The 23039-nt window shown below is 72.0% G+C and carries 17 protein-coding genes and 1 pseudogene; 2 read left to right on the top strand and 16 right to left on the bottom strand.

Going from position 1 to position 23039, the window contains the following annotated elements; translation table 11 throughout:
• Positions 1 to 5: 5 nt before the first annotated feature.
• From ACIBI4_RS25970 to ACIBI4_RS25945, 6 genes and pseudogenes are all read right to left on the bottom strand, one after another.
• On the bottom strand, positions 6 to 1430 hold the full coding sequence (locus tag ACIBI4_RS25970) for a glycosyltransferase family 39 protein (protein ID WP_399206451.1): 1425 nt from the start codon (positions 1428 to 1430) through the stop codon (positions 6 to 8).
• Positions 1431 to 1567: 137 nt separating this feature from the next.
• The gene (locus tag ACIBI4_RS25965; protein WP_399206450.1) at positions 1568 to 2257 is read right to left on the bottom strand and encodes a hypothetical protein; all 690 of its coding nucleotides are present in this window, start codon (positions 2255 to 2257) and stop codon (positions 1568 to 1570) included.
• Positions 2242 to 3840 (bottom strand): ABC transporter permease, encoded by a 1599-nt coding sequence (locus ACIBI4_RS25960; RefSeq protein WP_399206449.1) that lies wholly within the window; start codon positions 3838 to 3840, stop codon positions 2242 to 2244. The genes ACIBI4_RS25965 and ACIBI4_RS25960 overlap by 16 nt, the downstream gene beginning before the upstream one ends.
• On the bottom strand, positions 3837 to 4790 hold the full coding sequence (locus ACIBI4_RS25955; RefSeq protein WP_399206448.1) for an ABC transporter ATP-binding protein: 954 nt from the start codon (positions 4788 to 4790) through the stop codon (positions 3837 to 3839). The genes ACIBI4_RS25960 and ACIBI4_RS25955 overlap by 4 nt, the downstream gene beginning before the upstream one ends.
• Positions 4787 to 5623, bottom strand: coding sequence for an anti-sigma factor family protein (locus ACIBI4_RS25950; protein WP_399206447.1), 837 nt, complete (start codon positions 5621 to 5623; stop codon positions 4787 to 4789). The genes ACIBI4_RS25955 and ACIBI4_RS25950 overlap by 4 nt, the downstream gene beginning before the upstream one ends.
• A gap of 125 nt (positions 5624 to 5748) precedes the next feature.
• Positions 5749 to 6330, bottom strand: a pseudogene (locus ACIBI4_RS25945) (RNA polymerase sigma factor); the annotation flags it as partial.
• A gap of 326 nt (positions 6331 to 6656) precedes the next feature.
• Here ACIBI4_RS25945 and ACIBI4_RS25940 point away from each other — a divergent pair.
• A complete protein-coding gene (locus tag ACIBI4_RS25940; protein WP_399206446.1) occupies positions 6657 to 7028 on the top strand; it encodes a hypothetical protein in 372 nt (123 codons plus the stop codon).
• Between the two features lie 170 nt (positions 7029 to 7198).
• On the opposite strand, the gene ACIBI4_RS25935 is transcribed toward ACIBI4_RS25940, so the two are convergent.
• From ACIBI4_RS25935 to proB, 5 genes are all read right to left on the bottom strand, one after another.
• Entirely contained in the window at positions 7199 to 8281 is a 1083-nt protein-coding gene (locus tag ACIBI4_RS25935; RefSeq protein WP_399206445.1) for a hypothetical protein, read from the bottom strand.
• A 150-nt stretch (positions 8282 to 8431) separates the two neighbouring features.
• Positions 8432 to 9064, bottom strand: a complete 633-nt coding sequence (locus ACIBI4_RS25930; protein ID WP_399206444.1) for a hypothetical protein — start codon at positions 9062 to 9064, stop codon at positions 8432 to 8434.
• Between the two features lie 70 nt (positions 9065 to 9134).
• Positions 9135 to 10427, bottom strand: a complete 1293-nt coding sequence (locus tag ACIBI4_RS25925) for a glutamate-5-semialdehyde dehydrogenase (RefSeq protein WP_399206443.1) — start codon at positions 10425 to 10427, stop codon at positions 9135 to 9137.
• A gap of 61 nt (positions 10428 to 10488) precedes the next feature.
• Positions 10489 to 10890, bottom strand: a complete 402-nt coding sequence (locus tag ACIBI4_RS25920) for a hypothetical protein (RefSeq protein ID WP_399206442.1) — start codon at positions 10888 to 10890, stop codon at positions 10489 to 10491.
• Between the two features lie 262 nt (positions 10891 to 11152).
• On the bottom strand, positions 11153 to 12259 hold the full coding sequence (gene proB / locus ACIBI4_RS25915) for a glutamate 5-kinase (RefSeq protein ID WP_399206441.1): 1107 nt from the start codon (positions 12257 to 12259) through the stop codon (positions 11153 to 11155).
• A 287-nt stretch (positions 12260 to 12546) separates the two neighbouring features.
• On the opposite strand from proB, the gene ACIBI4_RS25910 reads away from it, so the two are divergent.
• The gene (locus ACIBI4_RS25910; RefSeq protein WP_399206440.1) at positions 12547 to 14628 is read left to right on the top strand and encodes a hypothetical protein; all 2082 of its coding nucleotides are present in this window, start codon (positions 12547 to 12549) and stop codon (positions 14626 to 14628) included.
• 118 nt (positions 14629 to 14746) lie between these two features.
• On the opposite strand, the gene obgE is transcribed toward ACIBI4_RS25910, so the two are convergent.
• The 5 genes from obgE to ACIBI4_RS25885 form a co-directional block, all read right to left on the bottom strand.
• Complete coding sequence (obgE, locus tag ACIBI4_RS25905) at positions 14747 to 16192, bottom strand: GTPase ObgE (protein ID WP_399206438.1); 1446 nt, start codon at positions 16190 to 16192, stop codon at positions 14747 to 14749.
• 145 nt (positions 16193 to 16337) lie between these two features.
• On the bottom strand, positions 16338 to 16592 hold the full coding sequence (gene rpmA / locus ACIBI4_RS25900) for a 50S ribosomal protein L27 (RefSeq protein ID WP_093613107.1): 255 nt from the start codon (positions 16590 to 16592) through the stop codon (positions 16338 to 16340).
• A gap of 14 nt (positions 16593 to 16606) precedes the next feature.
• Positions 16607 to 16927: a 50S ribosomal protein L21 gene (rplU, locus tag ACIBI4_RS25895; protein ID WP_399206437.1), complete on the bottom strand. Its 321-nt coding sequence runs from the start codon at positions 16925 to 16927 to the stop codon at positions 16607 to 16609.
• Between the two features lie 224 nt (positions 16928 to 17151).
• Positions 17152 to 18528: a phospholipase D-like domain-containing protein gene (locus ACIBI4_RS25890; RefSeq protein ID WP_399206436.1), complete on the bottom strand. Its 1377-nt coding sequence runs from the start codon at positions 18526 to 18528 to the stop codon at positions 17152 to 17154.
• Between the two features lie 349 nt (positions 18529 to 18877).
• Complete coding sequence (locus tag ACIBI4_RS25885) at positions 18878 to 22852, bottom strand: Rne/Rng family ribonuclease (protein ID WP_399206435.1); 3975 nt, start codon at positions 22850 to 22852, stop codon at positions 18878 to 18880.
• Positions 22853 to 23039 lie beyond the last annotated feature (187 nt).

Below are 23039 nucleotides of genomic sequence, written 5' to 3'. Positions count from 1 at the left end.
CCCGCTCAGCGCGGCACCGGCCTCGCCTGCCCGTCCCTCCGCTCGTACACACTCACCCTGCGCCCGCGCTCCACCGTGTCCGAGCGGCGGACGAAGTCCCCTTCGAGGGTGTGCCACTTGGCGCGGTCGCGGGCCGAGCACAGGGAGCGCGGCCCGGGGTCGGAGATCACCACGATGCGCCGGGCGCCCTTCATCGCCCGCGTGATGGCGTGCGGTGCGGCCTCGATTCCCTTCAACGTGCCGGAGTCCACGGGCCCTTGGGCCATCGCCAGATCCGTCATGCCGTCGAACGCTCCGGGTGAGACGAGCGAGGTGTCGCGGCGGGCCGCTGGTATGTAGAGCACCCCGTCCGCCCCGGCCCCGGCCCGGGCCACATGGTCCGCCGCGCTCAGAACGTCGTCGACCCGGCTGTCCGCCGTCCGCAGCGCGACCTCGTACGGCAGCAGCGCCAGGAGCGCCGCGCACGCGGTGAGGCCGGTGACGGTGCCGGGGTGCGCCCGGAGGCGGGCCGCGAAGGTCACGGTCAGAGCGCCGAGGAGCAGGGCGAGACCGGCGTACGAGAAGAGGACGTAGCGCGTCACGTACAGGGGCTTGAAGAGGGAGATGCCGAGCAGGCCGAGCTGCGGCACCGCGCACAGGGGCAGCGCGAGGGCGCCGAGCCCGAGCGGCACGTCCCGTCCGTCGCCGCGGGGGCCCGCGGCGGCCCGGGTGAGCGGCAGCAGCGCGCAGAGCGCGGCGACGCCCACCGTGCCGCCGGCGGCGAGGACGGTGGGCCAGGCGACCGGGTCTATCCAGGCGACCTGGGCCGCCTGCTCCCGGCTGAGGAGCACGAGCGGCAGCGCGCCGGCGAGGACGGCCCCGGCGGCCCGCGCCCATCCCGTAAGGCGGCGTCGGTCGGCGCGGATCCAGACGAGCGTGACGGCGTGGGCGGCCAGGGTGAAGAGCGCCATCCAGTTGAGGAGGGCGGCGACCAGGACGGCGGCCGCGTAGGCGGTCCAGCGCCGCCGCCCCGGCCGCTGGACCGCGCTCACCAGCAGGGATGTCGAGAGCACGACGAAGAAGAGGACGAAGGCGTACGGGCGGCCTTCCTGCGCGTGCTCCTGGACCGCGGGCATGAGCGCGAGCGCAAGGCCGGCCGCCCTCCCCACCCAGCGCCCGGCCAGCCGGGCGGCAAGCAGTGCGGTGAGCCCGCAGGCGCCCGCGGCCGCGAGGACCGACGGCAGGCGCAAGGTGACCAGACTGTCCCCGAAGAGCGCGAAGTTGACGTGCATCACCGCGTAGTAGAGGCCGTGGACGAGGTCCACCTGCCCGATCATGTGGAGGATCTCGCCCATCGAGCGGTGCGCCGCCTGCCAGGTCGCGGCCTCGTCCCGCCACATGCTGTGCTCGCGCTCGATACCCCAGAGCCCGAGGAAGAGGGCGAGGAGCACGGGCGGCAGGACAACTTTTCGGCGCGCCAGAACCGCACCTACGGCAGCAGACACAGCAGGGTTCCGTAACTGTCGGAGGTGAGGGGTCGTGAAGGAAGGGGGTGAACTGCCTTGTTACGAGTGCCGGTTGGGTGCCGCTAGCGGCGGCGTCCCGGCGCCCGGGGCAGCAGCAGCGCCGCCGTGATCAGCGCGACCGCGGCCGTCACGCGCCAGCGCCCGGCGGCGGCGTCCCACAGCGCCCCGTCCTCGGGCGTCGCGAAGAACGCCGCCTCCTGGGGCAGGAAGGTCAGCGCGACCACGACGACGAGGAGCCCGGCGGCCGCCACGAGTCCGCCGCCCTGCCCGAGCGTGAACCGCAGACCCACGAGGCCGAGCGCCACGGCGACCAGGGTCAGGGCCAGGGCCTCCACCGTCAGATCGCCGACGGGGAAGGCGGGGCGCAGTTCCGCCGTCACCGCGTGCCGTACGAGGAGGGCGTCGAGGAGCCAGAAGACCGCGAGCGCCGGAAGGACGACGGCAAGACGCACGGACCGGCGCAGCCACCACGGCGAGGGGCACGCCGTGGTGGTGGCCGACGCCGGGTCGTCCAGGGCGAAGGCCACCGCCAACGCCGTGAGCACCGCGGCGAGCTGGAGCAGGACCGATCCTGCGGCGAGGTCCAGGTCGAGCGAGAAGGCGGCCGGTACCGCGCACATCACCGTGGCGAGCGCCGCTGCGCACACGAGGGGGAGGATGCGCGCGGCCCGGAGTTCGTGGCGGGCCAGGTCCGCGGTGGGCCGTGCGGGGCGGCCCGGTACGACGGCCTCGGGAGTCACCTGGAGCCGCACATCGAGTCCTCTCCGTAGCCGTCCGTCTGGCCCTTGACGTCGAGACCGAGCAGCCGCGCGGCCTCCGTGGACGAGGTGTCCGCGGACGTGAGCTCGCTCCAGTGGGCCTTGGCCTTGCCGCCGACCTCGGCGGCCGGCAGGTCGAGCAGCCGGAACGCGAGGTCGACATCGGACTGTTCGGCCTCGACGGTGGTGACGGTGCCGAAGCCGACGAGGCCGCCGAAGCTGCGGTCGAGCCGGGACCGCAGGGCCGGTGCGGTCTGCGGGGTGGCCTGGGCCGCGAGCCACAGCGTGAGGACACTCCGGCCGCCGCACAGCAGGGCGTCCTGCGGACCCGAGCCGGCCGGTTCGCCGGTCACGACGCGGGCCGCGAAGGCCGTGGCGAAGCCGCCCGTGACGTCGTTCGCGAGGTCGGATCCGTCGCCCCACGCCGTACCGACCGCGATGGCGCCGGGCGTGCCGGCCTTGCGGTCGTCCTCGGTCCAGGCGTCGATCGGCGCGGTCGTCTGGCCGAGGCTCGACTCGGATACGGGGCTGATGTGCTGGCGCACCGTATAGCGCGGATCGCGGACGTCACCGGGCACGCGGCGCAGGATGCCTTCGGAGACGCGCGCCCACTCCGTGTGCCGGTCGAGGAACTCGGGGAAGGCGCAATAGGTCAGCTCCCCCTTCTTGACGCAGGACTGCTCGCCCGACGGCGCTTCGAGCGCCTGCTGCCGTGCGGTGGCGAGCGAGCCGGGCGCGGGCCGGGCGTTGAGCGTCCCCGTCACGACGGCGCCCGCGAGGCCCGCCACGAGGACGACGCGCACGAGCGGGGTCCTGAGTCCGGCGCGCAGGAGCGCTCCGGTCGCGAAGGTCAGGCCGAGCAGGAGCAGATAGAGGAGGTGCTGTCCGGCCGGGCGGTGCAACAGGCCCGAGGGCAGGGCGGCGTGCAGTTCGTCCTCGACGGCGATGAAGCCCCACCAGCGCCAGGACTCGAAGGGGAAGAGCGCTCCGACGACCGTGATGATCGCGAGGCAGGCGAGCGTGATGGGTCCGGCGGCCACCGACTTGGTGAGCAGTCCGAGCAGGACGGCGAGCGCTCCCGCGACGAGCACCACGGCGGGCCCGGCCGCGAGTTCGGCGAGCGAGGGGCTGCCCGCCGCGCCGGGCTGCAGGGCCAGCCAGATGATGCGGGCCGCGGCGAGCACCGCAGTGAGCAGCACGGCGGGGAGCATGGCGAGCAGCAACGCGGCGGCCCGCTGCCACGGCAGCAGCACCAGGGAGAGGAACCAGCCCTCGGTGCCGTCGCGGGCCGGGCGGATCGCCGCCAGGTGCACGGCGAGGAAGGTGCCCGCGGCCATCAGGAGCAGCTGGTTCTGCACCATCCGGTCCTCGTCGTGCAGGACCGGGAAGCCGGAGCTGCCCGCCACCACCGTCTCGTAGACCCACAGGCCCACGCAGAGCAGCAGCGTGCCGAGGAAGACGGGGTGCCGCAGGAGCCGGCGGCCCTCCGTGACGGCGAGGGCCTTCACGCCGGCGGCGGGTCCGGGCGGCGCGGAGGCGTCCGTCCCGGCCCGCTCCGACCGCTGTGCCACGCTCATCGCGTACCGCCTTCCGAGCGCTGGGCGCCTGGGGCGCCGTCCGTCCACATGCCGTCCGCCGACCCGGAGTTGAGCAGCAGATAGCCGTCCTCGAGGGTCGGGTCCGCGAGCTCCGCCCCGTCCGGCGGTGTCCCGATGTTCCGGAAGAGCCCCGTGCCCGTACGCCAGCCGGCCACCGCGCGCGGGTCGCGCTCCGGGCTGAACCAGACGCGTCCGCGCGCCAGTTCACCGAGCCCCTGCGCGGACCCGTCGAACTGCACACGGCCGGCGGCGAGGGCGACGACGCGGTGGCACAGGGCGCTGACGTCCTCGGTCTGGTGGGTGGAGAGCAGCACGGTGCGGCCCTCGCCGAGCTCGGCGACCAGTTCGCGGAAGCGCAGCCGCTGCTCGGGGTCGAGGCCGACCGTGGGTTCGTCGAGGATCAGCAGCTCGGGGTCCCCGATCAGCGCAGAGGCGAGGGCCACGCGCTGGCGCATGCCGCCGGACAGCGACTTCAGCTTCTTGCCGCGGACGTCGCCGAGCCCGACCGCGTCGAGCACCCGGCGCACCTCGTCGTGGCGTGCGGCGCGGTCGGTGTGCTCCTTGAGGATCGCCACGTAGTCGACGAACTCGAAGGCGGTGAAGTGCCGGTGGAAGCCCGGCGCCTGCGGCAGATAGCCCATCCTGCGGCGGATCTCCTGGCGCGGACGCGGGTCGAGCGGATCGCGGCCGAGGACGCTGAGGCCGCCTTCGGAGGGCACGAGGACCGTGGCGAGCGCGCGCAGCAGCGTGGTCTTGCCCGCGCCGTTGGGGCCGAGCAGACCCGTGACGCCCTTGCCGAGCCGGATCGTCACGGCGTCGAGGGCGAGGGTCTTGCGGTAGCGCACGGTCAGGCCCGTGACCTCGACCGTCGTGGCCCCGGTGACGGCGGGCTGCACAGGCACGGTCGCGGCAGTCGTCTCGGGATTCATGCCTGGATTCCCTTCTGGAAGTCGAAGCCGGCCCGCTGGAACACCAGGGCCGGAACGGCCGCGAGCAGCAGCACCGCGAGGACGGTCTGTCCGGCGGCGGAGAACAGCACCTCGGAGCGGTACGTGAGCACCATCGCCGCGAGCCATGCCGCGCCCGCGGCCGCGGGCGCGGTGACGGGACCGAGGCGCGGCATGAGCACGAGGCTCAGCGCGGTCGTCAGCGCCATCGGCAGCAGCCAGCCGAAGGCGGCGAGGCCCAGGCGCGGCAGGACGAGCGAGGCGAGCGCCGCGAGCACGGCGCTGCTGGCCAGGACAGCGCACGCACGCAGCAGCACGGGCCGGAACGCGCTGGGCGCGGCCACCTGCCCGATCTCGTACGCGGGGTCGAAGCGCCGGCTCGAGGAGATCGCCACCCCGACCGCGGGCAGCAGCGGCGCGAGCGCGAGGAAGGTGAACGGCGACTGCGCGTCCGGCTCGAGGAGCCGGGCCGTGAGCGCGGTGCACAGCAGGGTGAGCAGGACGCCGACGAGCCACGTGGTGCGCAGCGCGGGCGTCGCGGACAGGATCCGCGCCATGTGGTCCGGCAGGCGCAGGGCGAGCAGGAACCGTTCGAGCCGGCCCGGTACGGGCAGGTCGAGCGCGTGGTCGAGGCGCTCCCACAGCCGGTCGACGCGTTCGGGGGCGGTGAGCCCGGCGAGGTGCGCGCGGCAGGGGGAGCAGGTGTCGAGATGCGGTTCGAGGTGCTGTCGTTCGTCCGGCGGCAGGCTGCCCTGCGCGTACCGGCCGAGGACCTCCACCGTGGCGTGCTGCCGGTCGTTCACGATTCCTGCCACCCCCTTCCTTGCTGGGCCGGGTGTCCCCGGTGAGTCGTCGGCCGGCCGGGCGGGTCCGCCCGGTCCGGTTGCGGGGCGGTAGCCGCCGCCCGGTCCGCTTGCGGGGCGGGTGCGTCCGCCCGGTCCAGTTCCTCGCGCAGCCGTCTGCGGGCCCGCATGGCCCGGGTCTTGACGGTGCCCTCGGGCAACCGCAGCCGCTGTGCGGCCTGTTGGGTGGTCAGGCCGTCGAGCACGGTGGCCTGGACCACGTCACGCAGGTCCGGCGGAAGCCGGTCGAGCGCGGCGTGCACCCCGCCGAACTCGCCCTCGTCGAGGACCTGTTCCTCGGCGGAGCGGCGCGGCAGGATCCGCAGGCCGGCGAGGGCCTGCCAGAGCCGGTTCTGTGCCGCCCGGCTCCGTGCGGCGTCCGCCTGCCGGCGCGACGCGATCCGCCAGAGCCAGCCGGCGAAGTCCCGTACCTCGGGCTGGCGCCCTTCGCTGCAGGCGCGCCACACCGCGAGGAACGACTCCTGGACGATGTCGTCGAGCTGGGCGGAGTCCGCGCAGCGGTACCGCAGCCGTGCGACGAGCCAGGGCGCGTAGCGCCGGTAGAGGCACTCGAACGCGAAGCGGTCGCGTTCGCACAGCGCGGCCAGCAGCGCGGCGTCGGAACGACCCGATGGGTCCTCCCCCGCCCGCTCCACGTCCGCGGGTTCCTCCCCCGCCATCTGGCTCACACCTCTTCGTCGGATCGGACCCCGCCCTCGGTTCACGGACCGCATGTGATCTGCCTCACTTCACTGCAGCCCCGAAAGCGGAGCCGGGAAACTCCGCTTCCTCTTACGCGGTCCCGCATCTCTGCACCCGCGAACATCGCACCACCACAGGTGGATCACCAGACCACACCGGTAGTTGAAATGACCACGGACGGATACCGGACGGCTCCGTTCAGTGGCTCGACGTCCCTTTTATTCGGATTTGAAACCCCTATCCAGCGTGATGCCCTCCCCATAGCCTGACCGAGCCATGTCAGGAACTCCTCAAGGAGATTGATTTGCGAACCATTACACGCGGCCTTGCCGTGGCCGGCGCCGTGGCGGCTCTCGGAATGGGCACGATAGGGACCGCGTCCGCGAGCAGCTCGGCCGGTGCGCCCGGTGCGCCCGCCCGCGGCTCCCTGCCCGCGCCGAACGCGACCGCCCCGGACAGCGGAGTCGGCGTCCTCGCCGCACCCCCGAGCTGTGTGCGGTCCTGGACCACCACCAACTACGCATACGCGAAGAGCAGCTGTACGGCCTCGTACACGATCAAGTTCGTCTGGTCGTACGGCCGCGACAGCGACTGCTTCACGATCCGCCCGGGCCAGCAGTGGCACCACGCGCGTCCGAGCTCGATCTCCGGCTTCGACGGGCTGCGCAAGTGCTGATGACCGGCCGGTGACACCCGGTCCGCCGCCCCGCGGCGACCACTGAGGAAAACGTGCGGCTTCCCGAACTCGACCTCCGGGAAGCCGCACTTTCCTCAGGGTAGTGCGGCGGGGAACAGCGCTGTAGCCCGCAGGCACCCGCAATGCGTCACAGGCCACCCTGCGCGGGGCTACCGCGGCGGTGAAGGCTGCGCCGAAGGCGCCAGTGCGCCGCACAGCGCCGTCGGTCCCGTCGTCGCATACGGGTCCGTGCCCGCCGGGGCGCCCGACTTCGCGCTCTGGCCCGCGAGCAGCGGACGCAGCCGGTCCGCGGAGTCCGCGCCGCAGGACAGCGGGCCCGCCTGCAGATACGAGACGGCCAACTCGGCCTGTCCCAGGCGGAGGTTGTCGCCGTCGAAGCGGAAGTGCAGCTCGCGCCGGACGGTGAACAGGGACGCCCGCGCGTCGTCGCCGCCGACCGGACGCAGCGCGTAGACGAAGGTGTGGTGCGAGGTCACCTCCAGCGCGTCCGGACTCGCCTGCGCCGCCTTGAACGAACCGTGCACCCGCACTTCGTCGCTCGCGAGCGCGACCTTGGCCGGATCGAAGCGCACCAGCCAGCCGCTGGGCGCGTGCCGCCCGTCCGCGGCCGGCCGGTCGATGCCCGCGTCGAACTGGTGGTACTGGTCGGGGTCGATGAGCCGGCGCACCGGCCGGATCTCGTCACCGGTCAGCACGGCCGGATCGAGCGAGGACGCCACCAGGTAGTTCCGCGCCACATCGAGCGCCGCCCTGACCTGGTCCGCCGTGAAGTCCGCCGTGCGGTACACCGGCGGGTACGGCATCCCGGCGGCCCCCGACTCGAACTCGGCGGCCGGACTGTGCTCGAACAGCGTCTCCGCCTTCGGCGCCCCGGGCACGGGCCCCTGCGGCACCAGGGGTATCACCGTCATCCGCAGCGGTTCGGCGGTCCTGGACTCGGAGGTGCCGGACGGGGTCCGTACCCCCATGTAGACCGCCACGGCGAACGCGATGGCGATGAGCACGACCATCACCAGCGCCTGCAGCGAGAGCCGCCGGTGCGCCGCGGCATGGGTCGCCACGCGTTTGCGCACCGCCGGTGAGTGGTCGGTGATCCGCTCCTGCGCCGAGTACTCCTGCAGGCGGGCAGCGCGGATGAACGACTCGTCGAAGACTACGGAACGGAACTCTTCCTCGCTCCCACCGGGAACGCCCTCGGGGGTGCCGTCAGGTGGGTCTCCAGGCCCGGCCATACCTTCAGAGTAGGTTTCCGGAGCCTCACGTAAACGCCCTGGTACGGGTCAACTTTCCACCTGCGCAAGGGGGTTGACGCCCAGACGGCCGAGGACGGAGGATCCGCGCCGCACCCGGCACACCCGCCTCACAACACAGGACGACGGGCTCTAAGGAGTGCGCGGTTCGGCCGACACCGGCGGTGCGGAGTAGTCCGCCGACGCGGAAGGGGCGAGCCCCACCTCCGGCGTCTGGTCGACGCCGGTCGTCGCGGGCGGCGGTGTGCGGTCCTGGCGCCCGGGCGAGGAGGCCCCGCGGTAGACCGCGCTGAACGCGAGCGCGACCATGCCGATGCCCATCAGGAGCGCGAGCAGCCAGGCCACGGGACGGTGCCAGCGCGAGTGGGAGCGGCGCGCGAAGCGGTCCTCGACCAACTCCGGTTCATACGCGGCGAGTCGGTCCTCGCCATGGTCGTACGTGACCTCGTCCGCATAGCGCCCGCGGCGGGCCCGCCCTTCGTAGCCGTCGTAGAACTCGTCCCCGTCGTCCTCGGCCGCGGCGCCTCTGCCGCGCGCCCGGTGGGCCTCGGCCTCGGCGCGCGCCTGCGCGGCGGCGAGGAGCCGCTCCACCGCGGTCGGTTCATGGATCTGCGCGGCCCGTACGAAGTCCTCGTCGAAGACCACGGAGGCGAACTCTTCGTCCGCACCCCCGTGGTCGTGGTCGTCGTCGGGCTCCCTGCCGTCCGGAAACGGCATGCCCCCCACGTCCTCCGGCACGGATCCAGGGTAGACCTGGGGGGTCATTTTGGGCAGACGGTAAGGAAATTCATCCGTGACGGGAAGCGGAGGACCCAGCCCCGCGCCCCGGCCGCGCTCAGCCGCGCGTGTGTCCGTCGCCCGTGACGATGTACTTCGTGGACGTGAGCTCCGGCAGGCCCATCGGGCCGCGGGCGTGCAACTTCTGCGTGGAGATGCCGATTTCGGCGCCGAAGCCGAACTGGCCGCCGTCGGTGAAGCGCGTCGAGGCGTTCACCGCGACCGTCGTGGAGTCCACGAGCTGCGTGAAGCGGCGGGCGGCCTGCTGCGAGGTGGTGACGATGGCCTCGGTGTGACCGGAGGTCCACAGGCGGATGTGCTCGACGGCCTTGTCGAGCGAGTCGACGACGGCGGCGGCGATGTCGTACGAGAGGTACTCGGTCTCCCAGTCCTCGGCGGTGGCGGGCACCACGGTGGCCTTGGTCCCCTCGGCGTACGCGGCGATCCGCTCGTCGGCGTGCACGGTCACGCCGGCCTCCGCGAGGGCGTCGAGGGCGCGCGGCACGAAGGCGTCGGCGATGTCCTGGTGGACGAGGAGGGTCTCGGCGGCGTTGCAGACGCTGGGCCGCTGGGCCTTGGAGTTGACGAGGATCTCGACGGCCATGTCGAGGTCGGCCTCGGCGTCCACGTAGACGTGGCAGTTGCCGGTGCCGGTCTCGATCACCGGGACGGTGGACTGCTCGACGACGGTCTTGATCAGCGAGGCGCCGCCGCGCGGGATCAGCACGTCGACGAGTCCGCGGGCGCGCATCAGCTCCTGCACGGAGTCGCGGGACTCGCCCGGCACGAGCTGGACGGCGTCGGCGGGCAGGCCCGCGCCGCCGACCGCGTCGCGCAGGACCCGTACGAGCGCGGTGTTGGAGGCGTACGCGGAGGACGAGCCGCGCAGCAGGACCGCGTTGCCGGACTTGAGGCACAGGGCGGCCGCGTCGACCGTCACGTTGGGCCGGGCCTCGTAGATGATCCCGACGACGCCGAGCGGGACGCGGACCTGGCGCAGGTCGATCCCGTTGGGCAGCGTGGAGCCGCGGACGACCTCGCCGACGGGGTCGGGCAGGGCCACGACGTCACGGACGTCGGAGGCGATGGCGCGCACCCGCTCGGGGGTGAGGGTGAGGCGGTCCACGATGGACTCGCTGGTGCCGGCCGCGCGGGCCTTGGCGATGTCCTCGGCGTTGGCCTCGACGACCTCCTTGGTGCGCACTTCGAGTGCGTCCGCGATCGCGAGCAGCGCGTCGTCCTTGACGGAACGCGGCAGCGGCGCGATCTCGGCGGCCGCGGCGCGGGCGCGGTAGGCGGCCTGGACGACCGGCGAGAGGTTGTCGTACGGGGCGGAGAGCGGCGAGGTCATGGGGTGCAGCGTAATGCGGCCGGTCCGCGCGTCCACGGCGTATCCCAGTACGCGAGACGGCTCAAAACGGATGGACTCCGACAGGGGTGGCCGGCGGCGGACCGTAGCCCTCCGCGATGCGCTGGTGGTACGTGTCGCGGTCGATGACCTCCAGACCGACGATCTCCCACGGCGGCAGTTGCGCGCTCTGGCGGTGCTCGCCCCACAGGCGCAGGGCGACGGCCGCCGCGTCGTGCAGGTCGCGGGCCTCCTCCCAGTACCGGATCTCGGCGTGGTCGGCGGCATAGCGGCTCGTCAGGAGGAACGGGTGGTCGTGGGCCAGCTGCTCGAGTGCGCGCCGGATGTCGGCGAGGGGGGCGTCGGGCCCCGAGACGCTGAGCGTGACGTGCCACAGACGGGGCTGGTCCTCGGGCTCCTGGTGGGTGTCCCCGGCCACGACACTTGTCAGTGCCACTCGTCTCACCGGACGGCCTCCTGTCAAGCGTCACGCGTGTGCGGTGCGGAACCGGGCCCCCGCCGGGCCCTGGACCAGAGCTCTGAAAGAAAGCCCTGCAACAAAGTTGACCAGGCAAAGCGATGCCGCGTGGCGGTTTTACGGAAGGTCCCTCACCAAGGGCAACCGGTTTCGGCCGGTTCGAGCCGTCGTTCGTACGGTTTACGCAGCCACAAGCGCTCGCCCCGGACGGTTTCGGCGCTGCGCGGCGCCTCGGACGACGCAACCCGGATCAGTGACCCAGGAGCACCAGATCGTCGCGGTGGACAACCTCGCGCTCGTACGCCGGGCCGAGCTCCTTGGCCAGCTCGCGGGTCGAGCGGCCGAGCAGCTGCGGGATCTCCTTGGCGTCGAAGTTGACGAGACCGCGGGCGACCGCGCGCCCCTCGGTGTCCTTGAGCTCCACGGGGTCACCGGCCGAGAACTCGCCCTCGACGTCCTTGATCCCGGCGGGCAGCAGCGACTTGCGGCCCGCGGTGACGGCGTGCACCGCGCCGTCGTCGAGGATCAGCGCGCCCTGCGGGGTCGAGGCGTGCTGCAGCCACAGGAGCCGGTCGGCGCTGCGCCGGCCGGTGCGGTGGAACAGGGTGCCGGTGTCGCGGCCCGCCAGCGCGTCCGCCGCGTGCACGGTCGAGGTGAGGACGACGGGGATGCCCGCGGCCGCGGCGATCGAGGCGGCCTCCACCTTGGTGGCCATGCCGCCGGTGCCGACCCCGGCCTTGCCCGCGCTGCCGATCTTCACGTGCGCGATGTCCTCGGGCCCGCGGACCTCGGCGACGCGCGAGGTGCCGGGCTTGCTGGGGTCGCCGTCGTAGAGGCCGTCCACGTCCGACAGGAGGACCAGGAGGTCCGCGCGTACGAGATGGGCGACGAGGGCCGCGAGCCGGTCGTTGTCGCCGAAGCGGATCTCGTCCGTGGCGACCGTGTCGTTCTCGTTCACGATCGGCAGCGCGCCCATCGTGAGCAGCTGGTCGAGGGTGCGCGAGGCGTTGCGGTGGTGGGCCCGGCGCGCCATGTCGTCGCTGGTGAGCAGGACCTGTCCGGCCCGTACGCCGTAGCGCGCGAAGGAGGCGGTGTAGCGGGCCATCAGGAGGCCCTGGCCGACGCTGGCGGCGGCCTGCTGGCGGGCCAGGTCGCGCGGGCGGCGGCGCAGCCCCAGCGGCGCGAGCCCGGCGGCGATGGCGCCGGACGAGACGAGGACGATCTCCTTCTCACCGCCGCTGCGCACCTTGGCGAGGACGTCGACGAGCGCGTCCACCCGGTCCGCGTCGAGCCCGCCGGAGGCCGTGGTCAGCGACGAGGAGCCGACCTTGACCACGATCCGGTGCGCCTGTGCCACCAGCTTCCTTGCGCCTGCTGCGCCCACGTTCGTACGACCCCATCGTGTTGAACCCTTTTGCCCGTCCGCAATGTACGCGAGGGCTCCGTACGGCCGCCCGTGCGTTTCAGTGGGCGGACGGTGAAACACCTCCCCTGGTTCATGGCCTTTGTCCATTTATGCGGTGATTGATGTCACGGAAGATTGCTAGCGACCCGCCGGAAGTCTTACGGTCAGGGGTCAGCCTTCATCCTTACGGCCCCCCGCCTGCCCCCCACCCTCATCCGAACCGCCAGGAGCTCAAGCCCGTGCCCTCCGCCGGACTCGCCCCCCGCCGCATCGTGCAGCTCTCCGCGCTGTGCGCGATGTTCGCGCTCTTCACGGCCCAGTTGATCAGCGCTCTCATCCCCGCCGTGCCGGTGTTCGTCGCCGTGTCCGCCGCCGGGCTCGCGCTCGACCTGTACCTCCAGTACAAGCAGCCCGGGCTGCTCGCGCTGCTGAGCAAGATCCGCTTCGATGTGCCGGTCCGTCAGCTCCTGCGGGACATGCTCGTCCTGGTCGGCCTGCTGCGCATCGACGGCATCGAGCCGCTCAAGGAGCAGTCGCCGCTGACCATCGCGCTGCTCGCCTTCTACGTGCTGCACTTCGCGTGCCAGGCCGCCGCGGTGCTCGTACGGCGCACGCGCACGCTGCCGTTCGTCACGCGCAACATCGACGCGTCCAAGCTCGGTCTCACCGCCGCGCCGCCGCGGATCCTCACACGCCGCCAGGGCCACCGTCTGATGACGTTCTCGGTGCCCACCACGGCCGGTCTGCTGCTCACGGCGATCACCACGGACGCGTACTGGGGCGGTATCGGTCTGGGCATCTCGCTGGCGCTCATGGGCGGCGGCACCGGCTACCTCGCCACCTGGCTGCTGCCGAAGAAGCGCGCCGTGAACGAGCAGAAGGCGCTCGCGTGGCTGGACAAGTGGCTGGCCACGTACAAGCCGGACGTCGCCATGTACTTCTCGGGCGGCGCGACCTCCGCGTACCAGGCGAACATGTGGCTCTCCACGCTCGCCGAGACCGACGGCAAGCCGCTCATCGTGCTGCGTGAGCGCTTCATGGTGCAGAAGATCGACGCCACCGACGTGCCGATCATCTGCATCCCCAAGGTGGCGCACCTGTTCGCGCTCGAGAACTCGACGCTGAAGATGATGCTGCACCCGGCGAACGCCGCGAAGACCTCGCAGGTCCTGCGCATCCCGTCGATCAAGCACGCGTTCATCAACCACGGCGAGTCCGACAAGCTCTCGTCCTGCAACCCCTACGCCAAGGCCTACGACGAGGTCTGGGTCGCGGGCCCGGCCGCGCGCGAGCGCTACCAGCTCGCCGACGTCGGCGTCGAGGACAAGGACGTCGTCGAGGTCGGCCGCCCGCAGCTGGCGCCGATCCGCAAGGACGCGCCCAAGGGCGAGTACACCTCGGTCCTGTACGCCCCCACCTGGGAGGGCTGGGACGGCAACCCGGGCAACACCTCGGTGGTCCTGGCCGGCGAGAACATCGTGCGCGAGCTGCTCGCCGACCCCAAGGTCCGGCTGCTCTACAAGCCGCACCCGATGACCGGCTCGGTCGACCCGCGCGCGGGCGCCGCCAACGAGCGCATCATGGCGCTGATCCGCGAGGCGAACACGAAGCGCTCCGGCGAGCGCCCCGGCGCCGAGGCCGCACAGCGGCTCGCGCAGAGCACCGCCGCGCTGGACAAGCTCACCTCCACGGACTTCCGGACCAGCGCGGACGAACTGGAGCGCATGATGCTCCAGTCCACGCCCGACGGCGGCAACTCCGCGGCGGTCGAGCAGGCCACGGCCGCCTGGGAAGAGGCGTACTGGGCGTCGTTCCCCGCGTGGGAGCACCAGATCATCACCGACGCGCGGCCCGGCATCTTCGCCTGCTTCAACGCCTCCGAGGTGCTGATCAGCGATGTCTCCAGCGTCGTGTCGGACTGGCTGAGCAGCGAGAAGCCGTACGCGGTCGCAAACACGGCGGGCCTGTCCGAGGCCGAGTTCCGCGAGAGCTTCCCGACGGTCAGCGCCGCGACGATCCTCACGCCTCAGGCCGACGGCATCGCCGCGCTGCTCGACACGGCGCGCCACCCGGAGAAGGACCCGTACATCGAGGCCCGTGTGGAGCTCAAGGAGCACCTGCTCGGCCCGTCGGACCCGCCGTCCCTGGTCCGCTTCAACCACGCCATCGAGGCCCTGTCGGCGAAGGCCGACGAGCGCCGGGTGCGCATGGCGGACCGCCTGGCCGCGGAGATCCCCTCGCAGCGCAGCGAGGGCTTCGACGACGTGGCCGCGTCGGACGACGGCGACCGCGCACCGGCCGACGACTCGGTCGACGCGTAACACCCGCACCACACACGGCGAAGGCCCCCGGGACGTGTCCCGGGGGCCTTCGCATGTCGTCTCTTGTCTCGCCGGGCTTACGGCCGGCAGTCCGGTGCCGGACCGCCGGCCGCAGGGCCTACAGCGCCTCGAAGTCGTCGAACTCCTGCTGCGCCTCGTCGCGGGCGGCCTGCTTGTCCGAGCGCCGCTGGGCCGCGGGACGCGGGGCGTCGAAGCGGTGGTCCTCGCCGCGGCGGCCGAGCATCTCCGCACCGGACATCATCGACGGCTCGAAGTCGAAGACGACAGCGTTCTCCTCGGGGCCGATCGCGACCGCGTCGCCCTGGCGGGCACCGGCCTTCATCAGCTGGTCCTCGACACCGAGGCGGTTGAGGCGGTCGGCGAGGTAGCCGACGGCCTCGTCGTTGTTGAAGTCGGTCTGGCGCACCCAGCGCTCCGGCTTCTCGCCGCGTACACGGAAGACCGTCTCGCCCTCGACCTCCTCGGGCGTCACGGTGAAGCCCGACTCGTCCACGGCCTTGGGACGGATCACGATCCGCGTGGCCTCCTCGACGGGCTTGGCGGCACGCGCGGTGGCCACCACGTCGGCGAGCGCGAACGACAGCTCCTTGAGGCCCGTACGCGCGACGGCGGACACCTCGAAGACCTTGTAGCCGCGGGCCTCCAGGTCCGGGCGGACCATGTCGGCGAGGTCCTTGCCGTCCGGGATGTCGATCTTGTTGAGGACGACCATGCGCGGCCGCTCGTCGAGCCCGCCGTACTGCTTGAGCTCCTCCTCGATGATGTCGAGGTCGGAGAGCGGGTCACGGTCGGACTCCAGCGTGGCGGTGTCCAGGACGTGCACCAGGACGCTGCAGCGCTCGACGTGCCGCAGGAACTCCAGGCCCAGGCCCTTGCCCTGGCTGGCGCCCGGGATCAGACCGGGGACGTCGGCGATGGTGTAGACGGTCGAACCGGCCGTCACCACACCGAGGTTGGGCACCAGGGTCGTGAAGGGGTAGTCGGCGATCTTCGGCTTGGCGGCGCTCAGGACGGAGATCAGCGAGGACTTGCCGGCGCTCGGGTAGCCGACGAGCGCGACGTCCGCGACCGTCTTGAGCTCCAGGACGACGTCGCCGAAGTCCCCGGGCTCGCCGAGCAGCGCGAAGCCGGGCGCCTTGCGGCGCGCGGAGGACAGCGCGGCGTTGCCGAGCCCGCCGCGGCCGCCCTCTGCGGCGATGTACGTGGTGCCGTGCCCGACCAGGTCGGCCAGGACGTTGCCCTGCTTGTCGAGGACGACGGTGCCGTCCGGCACGGGCAGGACGAGGTCCTGGCCCTCCTTGCCGGTCCGGTGGTCACCCGCGCCGGGCTGACCGTTGGTCGCCTTGCGGTGCGGGCTGTGGTGGTACTCGAGCAGCGTGGTCACGGACTGGTCGACGGTGAGGATCACATCGCCGCCGCGCCCGCCGTTGCCGCCGTCGGGTCCGCCGAGCGGCTTGAACTTCTCCCGGTGAACGGAGGCACAGCCGTGACCTCCGCTACCCGCGGCGATGTGCAGCTCGACGCGGTCCACGAAGGTGGTCATGGTTCGGTGCCTCCAGATACGTACGGAATGTCTTAGCTCTAACACGACGAAGGCGGACCTGCTTCCCGCCAGGGGAAGGAGGCCCGCCTTCGACAGTCGCTCTATGAGTCCTGATCGCTCAGGCGCTCAACGGTGCTCTGATTGCTCAGGCAGCCGGAACGATGTTCACGACCTTGCGGCCACGGTGGGTGCCGAACTGCACCGCACCGGCCTGCAGGGCGAACAGGGTGTCGTCGCCACCGCGACCGACGCCCGTGCCCGGGTGGAAGTGGGTGCCGCGCTGGCGGACCAGGATCTCACCGGCGTTGACGACCTGACCGCCGAAGCGCTTCACGCCGAGCCGCTGAGCATTGGAATCGCGACCGTTCCGAGTGGACGATGCGCCCTTCTTGTGTGCCATCTCTCCTCAGTCCCTTACTTCGCAGCCGTGGGGATGCCGGTGACCTTGATCGCCGTGTACTGCTGGCGGTGACCCTGGCGACGGCGGTAGCCGGTCTTGTTCTTGTAGCGAAGGATGTCGATCTTCGCGCCCTTGTGGTGGTCCACGACCTCGGCCTGGACCTTGATGCCGGCCAGCACCCACGGGTCGCTGGTCACGGACTCGCCGTCGACCAGCAGCAGGGTCGAGAGCTCGACCGTGTCGCCGACCTTGGCGGTGGAAATCTTGTCAACCTCAACGATGTCGCCCACAGCAACCTTGTGCTGGCGACCACCGCTGCGCACGATGGCGTACACGCGGATCTCACTCTCTCTGACTCGAATCGGGTCCTCGCAGTCCAGCCACGCGCCGGGCGCGCGGCCTCTCCTGGTAACCGAGACCGGGAGGCTTCCGGGCCGAACCTTGCAGAAGGCCGGAAGGAAAAAGGTTTACGAGGTGATGGCGCGCAAAGGAACACGCCGACGGTCAAGATTACGGGGCCCGCCCTGATGGGTCAAACCGGGCCCCGCGTCCGTCAAACCTACTGCTTGGGCTCGCCGTCCTCGGGCAGGGGCTTGGCACCCTTGCACAGGATCGAGGTGTCGGCGCTGCCCGGGTACGCGATGGTGCGCAGCCCGTCGAAGTGGCGCACGTACGTGTCATGCACGGACACGTCGTCGACCTTGATGATCGACTCGTCGTTCTCGCGCAGCGACGGGTCCGTCATGTTCTGCGAGCCCGTGAAGGTGATCTTCTTGTTCTTGGCGCCGTCGTACATGCCGTCGATGAGGATGTACTTGTTGTGCACGATGTACGGCGTCGTGAGCGGCTTGCTCGGGTTCGCCGCGTTGCGGTCGTCGTTGTAGCACTTGACGTTCGACTCGCCGATCTGCTGCAGCTTCTCCCAGGTGCCGGGCTTGCCCTTCTGCGAGGGGGTGGCCGCGCTGTCGGACTCCGCGTACGTCACGTACACGCTGCAGCCCTTGTTCTTCAGGTCGAGCAGCTTGTCGGCCATCCGCTGGCGCGTGATCTTGAAGATCGAGACCCGGACCTTGGTGGCCCGCGCCTTGCCCGTGACGGGGTCCGTGTACTTGCACGTGACGTTGTTGAGCACGCTGTGCATCGTGTCCGTCGTGCTGCTCGGACCCGGACGCGGGAAGAAGTACGCCTTGTACAGGCCGTTGCTGACCGTGCGGTAACGCCAGGACTCCCAGTCCTGCTGGACCATCTTGCGGAAGTAGCCGGAGAACGCGTCGTACATCGTCGGGTTGTCCGGGAGCAGCAGCGCGTCGTTGGCGAACTTCGTGTGCGCCGACGGCGTCATGTTGCTGGTGGACTGCACGACCACGTCCGTGGCGCCCTCGACCTCCGAGAACAGCCAGAACTTGTTGTGCATGATCGACGTGCCCGGCTCGGCGGGATTGCCCAGGCAGGACTCGTTGGTCCGGCACAGCGTCACGAACGAGCTGCTCGCGGGGTTCGTGCCGAGCGCCGCGGCGAGCCGCCCGTAGTTCGGGTCGGTGGGACGCGCGTTCTTGCTCGTGGAGTCGAGCACGATCTGCACGTCGACCCCGCGCGCCTTCGCGGCGAGCAGCGCGTCCGTGACCGGGGCCTCCCACAGGTGGTAGATCGCCACCTTGATCGACGAACCCGGCACCGCGGCATCGACCAGCTCGATGATCCGCGTACGGATCGCGTGCTGCTCCTCGTAGGTGCCCTTGGGGTTGTTGAAGACCGGCCCCTCGGTCCACTCGGGGACCTCGTCGGGGGCGTCCACGGCGGTCGCGGTGCCGCCCGTGGCGACGGCCTGGACCCCCGCGGCCGTCAGGACGGTGGCGAGTGCCGCGGCCTGCCGTCCACCTCGCATCGGCTTGACCGCGCGGTGTCTGCCCGTGCCCTTGAGGCGCGCGAGCGCCATGGCGTCCCCTCCCCTGCCGCGAGGTCCGTGTCTCCCCAACCCGGAGGCCTCACGTGTGCGTACGCGTGTGATGGTGTTGCTGTGCTGTCGTTGTCACCTGTTCAACCGTGTGACTGCATGAGTCTTACAGGTGTTGTCGTGTGCACCAAGAGGCGGGGTGCAGGATGTGATGCGGTCGTTGCCGCGCGAGCTGGGCGTTTGACGGCAAAACGGACCAACGAGCGCCTGGTGCAGCGCACTTGGCGCCCGGTGCTTCGAAGAAGCCGCCTCACCGGCCCTCCATGTGATACGCCCCCTGTGCGGAAGCTTCCGCACAGGGGGCGTATCAGGTCGTGCTCCTGACGTCCTGTCAGTCGTCGGTCGAGGCCGAGACGGACGGCAGCGTCTGCTGCTCGGCCGCCGCGGTCTTCTTCGCCGCCGCCTTCTTGGTCGTCGCCTTCTTCGCGGTCGTCTTCTTGGCCGCCGTCTTCTTGGCCGCGGTCTTCTTCGTCGCGGCCTTCTTGGCGGTGGCCTTCTTGGCCGACTTGCGCGCTGCCTTCTTGGCCGGCGCCGCGTCCTCGGCGTCCGCCTCGGCGGTCTGCGGCGCGTCACCGGCGGCCGAGGACACGACCAGGACGGCCGCCTCCTCGGAGGTGGAGGTGGCGGGCGCGGAGACCTTGCGCACGGCACGGCGGCGCGTGCGGGCGGGAGCCGCGCTCACGGCCTGCTCGCCGTCCGCCTGCTCGGCGACCGGGGTCTCGTCCGCGGCCTTCGCCGCGACGGGCTCGGCGACCGGCTCCGCGACGACCACGGGCTCGACCACCGGGGCGGCCTCCTCCGCGGCCTTCGGCGACCCGGCGGGCGCGGACGCCTTCCGGGTGGCACGGCGGCGCGTACGGCCCTTGGGCGCGGCGTCCTCGGTGACCTCGGCGGTCACGTCGGCGGCCTCGGCTTTCGGCTGCTCCGCCTTCGGCTCCTCGGCCCTGGGCTCGACGACCTCGGCCTTCGGCTCCTCGGGCGTGCGCTCCTCGGCCCTGGGCTCCTCGGCCTTCACCTTCGGCGACCCGCTCGGCGCGGACGCCTTGCGCGTGGCACGGCGCCGCGAACGGCCCCGGGACGCGGCGGCCTCGGCCTCGGCGGGGCTGGAGTACAGCTCCTCGTCCGGCTTGACCCTGTCCATCAGCGGCTCCGCCGCGGGCGGTTCGTCCAGCTTCGCGGGCGCCGCCACCTCGGCGGCGACCTCCGCCTCGGTCTCGACAGCCGGCTCGACGGCCTTCTCGGCCTGCTCCTCCACGTGCGTGTGCTCGTGGTGGTCGGCGCCGCCCTTGCCGCGCTTCTTGGAACGCTTGCCGCCGCCACCGCCGGCGGAGGTGGCCTGCTCCATGTGCACGATGACGCCACGGCCGTTGCAGTGCACACAGGTCTCGGAGAAGGACTCCAGAAGACCCTGGCCCACGCGCTTGCGCGTCATCTGCACCAGACCCAGCGAGGTGACCTCGGCGACCTGGTGCTTCGTACGGTCGCGGCCCAGACATTCGAGCAGGCGCCGCAGCACGAGGTCGCGGTTGGACTCCAGGACCATGTCGATGAAGTCGATGACGACGATGCCGCCGAGGTCGCGCAGCCGCAGCTGGCGCACGATCTCCTCGGCCGCTTCGAGGTTGTTCCTCGTCACGGTCTCTTCGAGATTGCCGCCCTGACCGGTGAACTTGCCGGTGTTGACGTCGACGACGATCATCGCCTCGGTCTTGTCGATCACCAGCGAGCCGCCGGACGGCAGCCAGACCTTGCGGTCGAGCGCCTTGGCGAGCTGCTCGTCGATCCGGTACGTGGCGAAGACGTCGACCTCGGAAGTCCACTTCGAGAGGCGGTCCGCCAGGTCGGGCGCGACGTGCGAGACGTATCCGTGGATGGTCTCCCAGGCCTCGTCACCGCTGACGATGACCTTCGAGAAGTCCTCGTTGAAGATGTCGCGCACGACGCGGACGGTCATGTCCGGCTCGCCGTAGAGCAGGCTCGGCGACGAGGTCGAGATCTGCTTGGACTTCTTCTGGATGTCGGACCACTGCGCCTGCAGGCGCTCGACGTCACGGCGCAGCTCGTCCTCGCTCGCGCCCTCGGCGGCGGTGCGCACGATGACGCCCGCGTCCTCGGGGACGATCTTCTTGAGGATGGTCTTCAGACGCGCCCGCTCGGTGTCGGGGAGCTTGCGGCTGATGCCGGTCATCGAGCCCTCGGGCACGTACACGAGGTAGCGGCCCGGCAGCGAGACCTGGCTGGTCAGACGGGCACCCTTGTGACCGATCGGGTCCTTGGTGACCTGCACGAGCACCGACTGGCCGGACTTCAGGGCGGACTCGATCCGGCGCGGCCCGTTGGCCATGCCGAGCGCCTCGAAGTTGACCTCACCGGCGTACAGGACCGCGTTGCGGCCCTTGCCGATGTCGATGAACGCGGCCTCCATCGACGGCAGCACGTTCTGGACCTTGCCCAGGTAGACGTTGCCGACGTACGAAGTGGCCTGCTCCTTGTTGACGTAGTGCTCGACGAGCACGTTGTCCTCGAGGACGCCGATCTGGGTGCGCTCGCCCTGCTGACGCACCACCATGACGCGCTCGACGGCCTCGCGGCGCGCCAGGAACTCGGCCTCCGTGATGATCGGCACACGGCGGCGGCCCTGCTCACGGCCCTCGCGGCGGCGCTGCTTCTTCGCCTCCAGACGCGTGGAGCCCTTGATGGACTGCACCGCATCGTGGAAGTCGGTCTGCTCGGCCTCCTTCTTGGCGCGCGGCTCGCGCACCTTCACGACCGTGCGCTCCGGGTCGCCCTCGCCCGGCTCGCCGTCGGAGGAGCTGTCGCCCGCGCGACGGCGGCGGCGCCGGCGGCGCCGGCTGCTGCTCGAACCGCCATCGCGGTCGCCCGCGTCCCGCGCCTCGTCCTCGTCGGACTCGTCGGAGGCCTCGGCCTCGCCGGCCTCGTCCTCGTCGTCCGCGGAGTCCTCGGCGCCGTCCTGGTCGGAGGCCTCACCGCGACGGCGGCGGCGGCCGCCCCGGCGGCGCCGGCGGCCCGAACGGCCACCCTGGTCCTCGCTGTCCTCGCCGTCGGCGGCCTCGCCATCCGACTCGGCATCGGCCTCGGCGGACTCGGCGTCGACGGCCTCGGCACTGTCCTGCTCGTCGGCGGCCCCGGCCTCGGTGTCCTCGACGGGCTCGGCGACGGCCTCGGTCTGCTCGGCCGGCTCACCGCGGCGACGGCGGCGGCGACGCGAAGCGGCGGGAGCCTCGACGGGCGCCTCGGCCTGCTCCTCCGTCTCGTCCTCGTCGGCCTCCGCGGCCTCGGCGGCAGCGGCCGCGGCGGCGCGCTCGGGCGTCTGGAACATCGGCTCGGTGAACACCGGCGCCTGGAACACCGCGACGGCAGGACGGCGCGCGGACTTCACGGGCGCCTCCTCCTCGTCCTGCGCGGCGGCGGCACCGGCGGCGGGCTCGGAGAAGAGCCCGGCGGACTTACGGGTCGCGCGGCGACGGCCCCGACGGGGCGCCTCCTCGTCCTTCGCGGGGGCCTCCGCCTTCGCGGGGGCCTCCTCGGCGACGGTCTTCTTCGCGACGGCCTGCTCGGCGGCGGGCTGCTCCGCGGCGGCGGGCGCCTCGGCCCCGGCCACCACCGGCTCCTCGCTCACGGCGGGAGCACCGGACGGCGCGGTCGCCTTGCGCGTGGCACGACGGCGCGTACGGCCGGCCTTGGCGGGGGCTTCCTCGGCGGCGGGCTCGGCCACGGGGGCTGCCTCGGCCACAGGGGCTGCCTCGGGAGCGGTCTGCTCCTCGACGACAGCGGTGGTCTCGGCCGCGGCGGTGGTCTCTGCGGCGGTCTCAGCGGCTTCGGGCGCGGAGACCTTACGGGTGGCACGACGGCGCGTACGGGCGCGCGGCGCGGCCTCCTCGACGACCGGCTCGGCGACGGCGGCGGTCTCCTCGACCACCTCGGCCGCAGCCTCGTCCTCGGGCTCCTCGGCGGGAGCGCTCGCGGGCTGCTCGGCCTTCGGCGCACCGGCGGGCGCGGACGCCCGGCGCGTGGCACGGCGGCGGGTGCGCCCGGCGGGCGCGGGGGTCTCCTCGGCGGGAGCCTCGGTCACCTCGGCGGCGACGGGCTCGGCGGGAGCGGTGGTGGCATCGACCGTTGCGGCCGGGGCATCGGCCGCGTCCGCGGCGGTGGCGGCGACCGGCGGTCCCGCCGGGCGGGACGCGGCGCGGCGCCGGCGGCGCGGCGGCAGCTTGTCACCAGGAGCGTTGTTGTTCTCGGCGTCTCCGGACGTGCCGGATTCGTCGACGTTCTTCGGCTCGGGCATGCGGGCGGTTCTCCCGTCACGCTCCCGGGCGCCGCGCCGGTGCCGTTGACGTCCACGGACCGGGTGAGAACCGGGCCGCTCGTCCGGCAGGCGCGGGCGCCGCACGGGAGCTGTATGTGTCTGTCTCGCCGGTTCCGGTACGCGGCTGCGCACGGCCTGGCGAAAGTCTGGTGGTCGGTGCGCTGCC

The organism is Streptomyces sp. NPDC050418 (assembly GCF_044458745.1).
Taxonomy (GTDB): domain Bacteria; phylum Actinomycetota; class Actinomycetes; order Streptomycetales; family Streptomycetaceae; genus Streptomyces.
The sequence above is the reverse complement of the archived record's forward strand: the minus strand, read 5'-3'. Positions and strand labels throughout refer to the sequence as shown.